This window comes from Methylobacterium sp. WL116 (assembly GCF_008039455.1).
Classification (GTDB): Bacteria; Pseudomonadota; Alphaproteobacteria; order Rhizobiales; family Beijerinckiaceae; genus Methylobacterium.
Map to the genome: position 1 here is coordinate 1 of NZ_VRUV01000182.1, position 8,116 is coordinate 8,116.

9 protein-coding genes and 2 pseudogenes are annotated in these 8,116 nt (G+C 70.3%); 6 read left to right on the forward strand and 5 right to left on the reverse strand.

Translation table 11 applies throughout. The features are described from left to right. Window positions 1-81, reverse strand: a pseudogene (locus FV223_RS31795) (DNA-processing protein DprA); the annotation flags it as partial. On the opposite strand from FV223_RS31795, the pseudogene FV223_RS14345 reads away from it, so the two are divergent. Continuing rightward, window positions 75-803 (forward strand): annotated as a pseudogene (locus FV223_RS14345) (DNA-processing protein DprA); the annotation flags it as partial. The pseudogenes FV223_RS31795 and FV223_RS14345 sit on opposite strands and share 7 nt — an antisense overlap. A gap of 29 nt (window positions 804-832) precedes the next feature. Here FV223_RS14345 and ruvX read toward each other — a convergent pair. Further along, complete coding sequence (gene ruvX, locus FV223_RS14350; RefSeq protein WP_147727677.1) at window positions 833-1,324, reverse strand: Holliday junction resolvase RuvX; 492 nt, start codon at window positions 1,322-1,324, stop codon at window positions 833-835. A gap of 22 nt (window positions 1,325-1,346) precedes the next feature. After that, on the reverse strand, window positions 1,347-1,928 hold the full coding sequence (locus tag FV223_RS14355) for an SMI1/KNR4 family protein (RefSeq protein ID WP_147727684.1): 582 nt from the start codon (window positions 1,926-1,928) through the stop codon (window positions 1,347-1,349). Window positions 1,929-2,114: 186 nt separating this feature from the next. Between FV223_RS14355 and FV223_RS32435 the strand changes: the two genes are divergently transcribed. The 5 genes from FV223_RS32435 (at window position 2,115) to gatB (ending at window position 6,083) form a co-directional block, all read left to right on the forward strand. Then, window positions 2,115-2,237 (forward strand): hypothetical protein, encoded by a 123-nt coding sequence (locus FV223_RS32435; RefSeq protein WP_279605389.1) that lies wholly within the window; start codon window positions 2,115-2,117, stop codon window positions 2,235-2,237. A 134-nt stretch (window positions 2,238-2,371) separates the two neighbouring features. Continuing rightward, window positions 2,372-2,659, forward strand: coding sequence for an Asp-tRNA(Asn)/Glu-tRNA(Gln) amidotransferase subunit GatC (gene gatC / locus FV223_RS14365; protein WP_147727679.1), 288 nt, complete (start codon window positions 2,372-2,374; stop codon window positions 2,657-2,659). A 97-nt stretch (window positions 2,660-2,756) separates the two neighbouring features. After that, a complete protein-coding gene (gene gatA, locus FV223_RS14370) occupies window positions 2,757-4,247 on the forward strand; it encodes an Asp-tRNA(Asn)/Glu-tRNA(Gln) amidotransferase subunit GatA (protein WP_147727680.1) in 1,491 nt (496 codons plus the stop codon). Continuing rightward, on the forward strand, window positions 4,244-4,546 hold the full coding sequence (locus tag FV223_RS14375; RefSeq protein ID WP_147727685.1) for a hypothetical protein: 303 nt from the start codon (window positions 4,244-4,246) through the stop codon (window positions 4,544-4,546). Before gatA ends, FV223_RS14375 begins: the two co-directional genes overlap by 4 nt. Before the next feature lie 64 nt (window positions 4,547-4,610). Next, window positions 4,611-6,083 carry an Asp-tRNA(Asn)/Glu-tRNA(Gln) amidotransferase subunit GatB gene (gene gatB, locus FV223_RS14380; RefSeq protein WP_147727681.1) on the forward strand — a complete coding sequence of 491 codons (1,473 nt, stop codon included), beginning with the start codon at window positions 4,611-4,613 and terminating at the stop codon, window positions 6,081-6,083. Between the two features lie 447 nt (window positions 6,084-6,530). Here gatB and FV223_RS14385 read toward each other — a convergent pair whose 3' ends face one another. Both FV223_RS14385 and FV223_RS14390 read right to left on the reverse strand, forming a co-directional pair. Then, a complete protein-coding gene (locus FV223_RS14385) occupies window positions 6,531-7,028 on the reverse strand; it encodes a DUF3280 domain-containing protein (RefSeq protein ID WP_147727682.1) in 498 nt (165 codons plus the stop codon). A 103-nt stretch (window positions 7,029-7,131) separates the two neighbouring features. Continuing rightward, window positions 7,132-8,116, reverse strand: a 985-nt coding sequence (locus FV223_RS14390; RefSeq protein ID WP_147727683.1) for an HlyD family secretion protein, incomplete at its 5' end; no start/stop codon positions are given.

The following is an 8,116-nucleotide window of genomic DNA, read 5'->3' on the forward strand; positions in this document are numbered from 1 at the left end:
ACGGCGTGCCGCCTCGACCACCACGGTGCCGTAGGCCAGCCCCGAAATGATGCGGTTGCGCCTCGGGAAGTCGCGCCCGCGCGCACAAGGCGTCCGCCGCGACCGGCACCGTCGCGGTGCTCGCGGGCGGCCACGACAAGATCTATCCGGCCAACCATGCCGGCATCGTCGAGGCGATCCTGGAGGCGGGCGGGGCGGTGATCGCCGAGATGCCGATGGGCTGGGTGCCGCGCGGGCGCGACTTCCCGAGGCGCAACCGCATCATTTCGGGGCTGGCCTACGGCACCGTGGTGGTCGAGGCGGCACGCCGTTCGGGCTCGCTGATCACCGCGCGCTTCGCCCTCGAGCAGGGTCGCGAGGTCTTCGCGGTGCCGGGCTCTCCGCTCGACCCGCGGGCGGAGGGCACCAACGACCTGATCCGCCAGGGGGCGACGCTCGTCGCCGAGGTCGAGCACGTCCTCGCCGCCATCGCACCGCTGATCGAGCGCGGCAACGACCCCGACCGGGTGCCGGCGCTCCCGCGACCGGACCTCGCCGACCAGCCGGACTTCTGGGACGAGATCGACCTCGATGACGGCGCCGCGCCGATGCCGGCTGCGCCGTTCGAGGCGCCGGAACCGGCAGAGCCGGTGAGCGACCGGGAGACGCTCGTCGCCGCGCTCAGCCCGACGCCGGTCGGCACCGACGAGCTTGCGCGTGCCACCGGGCTCTCCGTGCGCCGCGTCCAGACCACGCTGCTTGAGCTCGAGCTCGACGGGCGGATCGAGCGGCACGGCAGCGGGATGGTGTCGCTGATCGGCTGAGCCGCAGCCGGCGAGACGCGCGCAAGCGCTCAGAACGGGTCGTCGTCCTCGGACTCGACCAGCCCCCGCATCCGGTCGAGGCAGCCCTGCAGGATGTAGGCGGCGGCGAGCTTGTCGACGAGCGCGCCGCGCTTGGCCCGCGAGGTGTCGGCCGCGATCAGCGCACGCGTGACGACGGCGGTCGAAAGGCGCTCGTCGTAGAACAGGACCGGCAGGTCGAGGAGCGGCTTGAGGTTGCGCACGAACGAGCGCGTCGATTGCACCCGCACGCCCTCGCTGCCGTCCATGTTGAGCGGCAGCCCGATCACCAGCCCGCCGACCGCGTGCTGCTCGCAGAGGAAGCGCAGCCGCGCGACGTCGGGCGTGAACTTCACCCGCTTGATCGTCTCCAGGGGCGACGCGATCTGGCGGCCGAGATCCGACAGGGCGAGCCCGATCGTCTTGGTGCCGAGATCGATGCCGATCAGCCGGGGGCCGCCGCGCGAGGCCTCGGCGAAGGCGCGTAACGTGTCCTCGTCCATCGTATCCCGTTCCGCTCGCGCCCTATGCCGGCTCGCCGGGCGGGCTCGCCTCGCCGGCCCGCGCCATCACCGCCGCCTCGATGCCCTCGAAGGTCGAGGCCAGCGGCGGGGTGCCGTCGCCGAGCACGTCGAGGATCGTCAGGCCCTGCGTGCGCCGGAAGAACGCGTCGAGGCTGTCGCCGCCGAAGCGGACGGTTTCGAGATCCGCGGCCATCACCCAGATCGGGTACTCGCCCGCGCCGGCGACGTCCCAGAACAGGAAGCTGCCGTCCTCGCCTTCGCCGAAGAAGCAGGCGCGTGCGAGCCGCGACAGGTCGTTGTCCTCGATCGCGAACCGGTGCGGCGCGTCGGCGGCCGAGAGCGCCGCGATCGCCGCGTTGATGCTGTCGGCGATGATCTCCGCCCGCGTCACCAGGTCGGCCGCCGGGTAGGGCAGGGGCGTGGCGATCCGGAAATGGCCGTTGGCGAGGCCGGCGCCGCAGTCACGGCAGAAGCTGCGATACGATTCGGGCAGCGCGAAGCCGAGCTCGGCCTCCGCCCGCGCGATCTCGGCGTCGCTCGAGCGTGCGCCCGGATGAAGCCGCTCGAACACCGTGTTCCACATCGCGCTCACGCTCCATCCACAGCCGTTAACCGCGTCGCGAGTTTGCCGTGGCCGACAACGCAGCGCTTCCCTCATAACGATGGTTAAGGTTTCGTTAAGCCCGCAGCGGAGGCAATCGTGCGCGCCATCGGTTCTTTCGTCCCCCACGCGTCCCCTCCTCGCCGCCCGCTGCCGCGGCGGCACAAGGTGATGCTCCTCGTCGCCTTCGAGGTCTTGGTGCTCGGCTTCACCCTGGCCGCGTGCTTCCCGATCCGCCCGGCCGGCATCGTGGTCGAGACGACGGTGACGCCGAACCACGTCGTCACCTGACGCCCCGGCGCGTTGCGGCGTCGCGAAGCCCGGTGCTATAGCGCCCGGACCGTCGAGGGACCGGGCCGACGCGGCGCATCTCCGCCGTGGCGCGCCGGGTCCTTCGGGACGAACAGCCGAGACGAACAGGCAGCATGTCGGTCGACGAGAAGACAGTCCGGCGCATCGCGCATCTGGCCCGCATCGCGGTCGCCGAAGACGAGGTCGCGCCGCTGCAGGGCGAGCTGAACGCCATCCTCGCCTTCGTCGAGCAGCTCGGCGCGGTCGACGTGACCGGCGTCGAGGCGATGACCTCGGTGACGCCGATGGCGATGAAGAAGCGCAAGGACGTGGTCACCGACGGCGGCCGCGCGGTCGACGTCGTCGCCAACGCGCCCGAGACGGAGGACCACTACTTCCTGGTCCCGAAAGTCGTCGAGTAGGCGGCCCTTCCGCGAAGGACGCCTGCCGCGCCCGCCGGCCCCGCCCGACGGAACGCCCCCGACCCGCATCGCGGCCGAACGGCCGAGGACGAACAGCGTGACAGATTTCAACGAACTCAGCCTCGCCGAGGCGCGCGACGGCCTGAAGGCCAAGACCTTCTCGGCCCGCGAGATCGCGCAGGCGCACATCGCGGCGCTGGAGAAGGCGCGGGTCCTCAACGCCTACCTGCTGGAGACGCCCGACCGCGCCCTGACGATGGCGGACGCCTCCGACGCGAGGATCGCCAAGGGCGAGGCCGGCCCGCTCGAAGGGCTGCCGCTCGGCATCAAGGACCTGTTCTGCACCGAGGGCGTCGTCACGACCGCGGGCTCCAGGATCCTCGAGACCTTCGAGCCGCACTACGAATCCGCCGTCTCGGCCAACCTCTGGCGCGACGGCGCGGTGATGCTGGGCAAGCTCAACCTCGACGAGTTCGCGATGGGCTCCTCGAACGAGACCAGCGCCTACGGCGACGTGATCTCGCCGTGGCGCCGGCAGGAAAACGGCGTCCTCTCCGACGCCAAGATCGTCCCGGGCGGCTCGTCGGGCGGCTCGGCAGCGGCGGTCGCCGCGCATCTCTGCCTCGGCGCCACCGCGACCGACACCGGCGGCTCGATCCGGCAGCCGGCCGCCTTCACCGGCACCGTCGGCATCAAGCCGACCTACGGCCGCGTCTCCCGCTGGGGCACGGTGGCCTTCGCCTCCTCTCTCGACCAGGCCGGCCCGATCGCCCGCACGGTGCGCGACTGCGCGATCCTGCTCGGCTCGATGGCCGGCCCCGACGCGCGCGACACCACCTGCGTCGACCTCCCGGTGCCGGATTTCGAGGCCGCGGTCTCGCGCGGGGTAAAGGGCCTGACCATCGGCATCCCGAAGGAGTATCGGGTCGAGGGCATGCCCGCCGAGATCCAGAAGCTCTGGGACGACGGCGCCGCCTGGCTGAAGGATGCCGGCGCGACGATCCGCGAGATCTCGCTGCCCCACACCAAGCTGGCGCTGCCGGCCTACTACATCGTCGCGCCGGCCGAGGCCTCCTCGAACCTCGCCCGCTACGACGGCGTGCGCTACGGCCTGCGGGTGCCCGGCAAGGACATCGCCGCGATGTACGAGAACACCCGCGCGGCGGGGTTCGGCCGCGAGGTCAAGCGCCGGATCATGATCGGCACCTACGTGCTCTCGGCCGGCTACTACGACGCCTACTACGTCCGCGCCCAGAAGATCCGCACGCTGATCAAGCGCGACTTCGAGGAGGCCTACGCGGCCGGAATCGACGCGATCCTGACGCCGGCGACGCCGTCGGCCGCCTTCGGCATCGGCGAGAAGGCCTCGGCCGACCCGGTCGAGATGTACCTCAACGACGTCTTCACCGTGACGGTGAACATGGCCGGTCTTCCCGGCATCGCGGTGCCGGCCGGCCTCGACGGCCAGGGCCTGCCGCTCGGGCTCCAGCTCATCGGCCGCCCCTTCGACGAGGAGACCCTGTTCGCCACGGCCGAGGTGATCGAGCGCGCTGCCGGACGCACGGTCCTGCCGAAGGCCTGGTGGTGACGGTCCCCTACTATCCCTGGACGGTCTGGATCTGGGCCGGGTTCGACCCGGTCCTGATCGCGGTCTGCCTCTATCTCGGCTGGTCGGCCGATCAGTTCGGCAAGCTGTTCGTCGCGGTCATCGCCGGCTTCGTCGCCGCGGTGCTGTTCTCCTGGGCGGTCACCGCGATCGGCATCCCGTGGCCGGCACCGGTCAGCCACGACGGGCCGACCTTCTTCCCGGTGCGGGTGGGCGCGGCCATCCTGTGGTCGATCCTCGGCTTCACCGCCCGGCGGATCCTGCGGCCGCACGCGCCTTGACCGGTCCCCGCACCGCCACGACACTCCGCGGCGCCCCGGCGCCCCGTTGCATGAAAGTCCGAGCATGACGGCTCCCCTGAACCCGAAGAAGCTCATCAAGGGCGCCGAGCACGACTGGGAGGTGGTGATCGGCATGGAGATCCACGCCCAGGTCACCAGCCGCTCGAAGCTGTTCTCCGGCGCCTCCACCGAGTTCGGGGCCGAGCCGAACGACCACGTCTCGCTGGTCGATGCGGCGATGCCCGGCATGCTGCCGGTGATCAACGAGGAATGCGTGGCCCAGGCGGTGCGCACCGGCCTCGGCCTGAAGGCGCGGATCAACCACCGCTCGGTGTTCGACCGGAAGAACTACTTCTACCCGGACCTGCCGCAGGGCTACCAGATCTCGCAGTACAAGGACCCGATCGTCGGCGAGGGCGAGGTCGTCGTCGACCTGCTCGACGGCGAGTCGATCACCGTCGGGATCGAGCGGCTGCACCTCGAGCAGGATGCCGGAAAGTCGCTGCACGACCAGAACCCGACCCAGAGCTTCGTCGACCTTAACCGCTCCGGCGTCGCGCTGATGGAGATCGTCTCGCAGCCGGACCTGCGCTCCTCCGAGGAGGCCCGCGCCTACGTGACCAAGCTGCGCACCATCCTGCGCTACCTCGGCACCTGCGACGGCGACATGGAGAAGGGCAGCTTGCGCGCCGACGTGAACGTCTCGGTGCGCCGTCCCGGCCAGCCGCTCGGCACCCGCTGCGAGATCAAGAATGTCAACTCGATCCGCTTCATCGGCCAGGCGATCGAGTCGGAGGCGCGGCGCCAGATCGCGATCATCGAGGATGGCGGCACGATCTCCCAGGAGACCCGCCTGTACGATCCGGCCAAGGGCGAGACCCGCTCGATGCGCTCCAAGGAAGAGGCGCACGACTACCGGTACTTCCCCGATCCGGACCTGCTGCCGCTCGAGTTCGACCAGGCTTACGTCGACGCCCTCGCCGAGGGCCTGCCCGAGCTGCCGGACGCCAAGAAGGCGCGCTTCGTCGCCGATTTCGGGCTCAGCGCCTACGACGCCAACGTGCTCGTGGCCGAGCGGGCGTCGGCCGACTACTACGAGGCGGTGGCGCGCGGGCGCGACGGCAAGGCGGCCGCGAACTGGGTGATCAACGAGCTGTTCGGCCGCCTCAACAAGGAAGGCATCGGCATCGACGCGACGCCGGTCTCCGCCGACCAGCTCGGCCGGATCATCGACCTGATCGGCGAGGGCGTCATCTCGGGCAAGATCGCCAAGGACCTGTTCGAGATCGTCTGGACGGAAGGCGGAGACCCGCGCGCGGTCGTCGAGGCCCGCGGCATGAAGCAGGTCACCGATACCGGCGCGATCGAGGCGGCGGTCGACGACATCATCGCCAAGAACCCCGACAAGGTTCAGCAGGCGAAGGAGAAGCCGACGCTGCTCGGCTGGTTCGTCGGCCAGACCATGAAGGCCACCGGCGGCAAGGCGAACCCGGCGGCGGTCAACGCCCTGCTCAAGAGCAAGCTCGGGATCGAGTAGAATCTGAGAACCGGGCGGAAGCGGCCGAGCCGGGGCATTTCGCGCATTCGAAGGCGAGCCGTGCCGGCCGCTTCTGCGCCCCTGAGGCCGCTTCCGTCCGTCGTCCGTCTGATGCCGCTGGACCTCGGGCCGAACAGGTCACGAAGTCGTCGTGGCGGCGTCGCGCTGCGGTGGAGTCATGCTCGTCTCCTCCTGCCTGCTCCGGCGGAAGGCTCACCCCACCGGTCGGCCTCGGCTTCGCCATCGGCGAAGCACGGAGATAGACTGATCCCGACAGACCACGACGTCAAGCGTGCATTTCGGCTGCTCTTTCCAGTCTTCGCATGTGCGAATAGTCGATCGCACCGCAAAAGATCGCCTGGACGATGATGGGCGACCTCTTGATGCGTCGCGACATCGATCGGGTCGGCGTCGCAAGCTCTGCGAGATCCTTAGGATCGACCGGTCCTACGGCCCGTCGCTCATGTTGTTCTCGACCATGTGGGGCACGGCGCGATCGAACGATTCGTCGGTGTTGCCGCGCAGGTCGACGCTGCAGGCCTGCTTCGGCGCGTCGTCGGCGACCGGCTTCACGTAGACATCGAGGTCGAGGATCAGGTTCGAGACCTTCTGGACCTCGCCGGTGATCGCGGTGTCGGCCCCAAGCCTTTTCGCGACGGTGACGGCGCAGCTGTTGCGGCGACGCAGGTCCGCTCTCCTGGCGACCTCCTCCTGGTCCGGCTCGGCCGAGACCACCGTGAACAGGCCCTTCTTCTGCAGAAGGTCGCGAAACACGGTGCCGATGCGCTTCAGGCGCCCCATCTCGGCCGCGTCGGGGGCGACGGGCGACCGGTTCGCGAACTGGACGTCGAACACCGCCGCCTTGGCTGGCGCGGCCCGGGCGCCGGTCGCGGCCAGCGCCAGCCCGGCGGCGGCGATGAGGACGTACAGGGGGCGGCGTGTCATGGCGTTCCTCGCGAGCCCGCGCATCCGGGCGCGCCGGTACAGGGACACGCGGCAGGCCGCAACTTTCTGCAACACGGCCCGGCGGGCTCGGACGGCGCCGGCCTCAGCGCTTCTCGGCCTCCGCCTCCCGGGTCGGCGCCGGCTCGCCGGTGATGCGCCGGCGCAGATTCATGAACCAGGCCGGCGGCGGCGTGCCGCCCTCGCCGACGACGACCGTCGCGGTCATGCCGGCGACCAGGGGAACACCCGGCGGCACGTGGCCGAGGCGGATCCGCACCGGCACCCGCTGCGCCAGCCGCACCCAGGTGTAGACCGGATCGACGTTGGGGAGGCCCTGCGTGCTCGGTGCCGCATTCGCGGTGGAGATGCCCTGCGTGATGCTCTCGACCGTGCCGCGCAGGTGCCCGGAATAGCCCATCAGCGCCATCTCTGCCGGGTCGCCGACATGGATGTTCTCCATCTTGGTCTCCTCGAAATACCCGTCGACCCAGAACGAGTCCGTGTCGATCACCGAGATGTTCGAGGTGCCCGTCGAGGCGTAGTCGCCGGTGCGCAGCAGCAGGTTGGTCACGCGGCCGTTGACGGTGGACTTCACCTGGGTGCGCGCGAGGTTGGTCTTGGCCTGCGACAGCTGCGCCTTGGCGGTCTCCAAGGCCGCCTCGGCGATCTTGGCGGTGCCCGCGTATTGCTGCTTCTCCTCGACGGAGGTCGAGACCGTGGTCAGCGCCTGCCGCCGCGCCGACTGGGCGTTCTTGACGGAAAGGTCGGCCTCGCGGTTCTTCACCTCGGCCTCGGCCGAGGCGACGTTCACCTCGAAGTCGAACGGATCGATCACGTAGAGAACGTCGCCGCGCTTCACGGTCTGGTTGTCGCCGACGCGAAGCTCGACGATCTGCCCCGACACCTGCGGCGCGATGCTGGCGACCTGGACCCGCACCCGCCCGTCGCGCGTCCACGGCGCGGTGACGTAGTACGACCAGACCACCGCCGCGGCGAGGAACGCGAGCAGCAGGATCACCCCGGTCGCGGCGAGCCGGAAGACCTTTCCGATGCGCCCGCGCCGGGCACGGGCCGGGCGGTCGTCGGCG